This is a genomic window from Sutterella seckii, from assembly GCF_009183815.1.
Taxonomy (GTDB): Bacteria; Pseudomonadota; Gammaproteobacteria; order Burkholderiales; family Burkholderiaceae_F; genus Sutterella; species Sutterella seckii.
The window spans coordinates 1-925 of record NZ_WEHX01000203.1 but is presented as its reverse complement, the minus strand read 5'-3'; the positions used below and the strand labels follow the sequence as shown (position 1 = coordinate 925).

Genomic DNA, 925 nt, shown 5'->3' with positions numbered 1-925 from the left:
AAAGCCTCAACATCGGATCGGTGCTGAGGCTCTCGGCGTTGTTTTGGGTACTGTCGGCGAAGTGGAAAAACTGGCTTTCCGAATTTATGGAAGCCCCCTGTTGATAAGCACCTTGATCATTATCACACCCATGCTCAAGACAGTATTTTTATGTGCGTTTAAGCAACGTTTGATAAATCAACCTCATTTCAATTTGTTACTAACAACATCTCTGATTGATATTCCGAAACTAAACATTAAGTAATAGAGATTAAAACTCCTAGAGCGAGCGAACTTTTGAAAAGTTAATCATCAAAATCATCTAGGATGAAAATAATTATAAAACTTCAGCATTTTGTAACAAGCTGAGATCTATTTTGCATTCAATATTCCGTATGTTCGTCGAATTGTTAGTTAAAACTATCGTATTAAATTTTTAATATATTGAATTTTATGGAATTTTAATTTACACCTTATGACTTAAGCATTTCTTTTTAGAATGGACGCCAAGTGTTTACAGCTACATCAATTTGTTGACTGCTCGCTAAAATTTAATGAACTATCAGCTACAGCGAGTTGATAGCTCTATTTAATAAAAGAAATTCAAATACCATATAGAAATGGAGAATGACCAATCATGCAAAGAGTAAAAATGAATACCAATAATAAATCACATTCCAGAAAAAATACGAAGCATCTTTATTCTACAGTATCTTTAGCTATTATCACTGTTTTTCTTGGGGGGGCACATTACGCGCCCCCTTGTCAAGGGCATTGAGTAAATAAAGTCAGATCCTGGTCCTCTGCCTTCGCAGAAACCATAGCGTACAAATTCAAATTCATCGACACGCCTTCAATAGCAATCACAGCAGCCTGAGTCTTTCCCAACGCACGAATCGACCGGGGTTTCAACGTCGTATTACGGTCATCCCAATAGCGCTCGGGA

At 36.9% G+C, this 925-nt stretch carries 2 protein-coding genes; one reads left to right on the top strand and one right to left on the bottom strand.

Going from position 1 to position 925, the window contains the following annotated elements:
- Positions 1–244: hypothetical protein (locus GBM95_RS12850; protein ID WP_226963320.1), on the top strand; the 244-nt coding region annotated here is incomplete at its 5' end.
- A 500-nt stretch (positions 245–744) separates the two neighbouring features.
- On the opposite strand, the gene GBM95_RS12845 is transcribed toward GBM95_RS12850, so the two are convergent.
- Positions 745–925: hypothetical protein (locus tag GBM95_RS12845; protein ID WP_226963319.1), on the bottom strand; the 181-nt coding region annotated here is incomplete at its 5' end.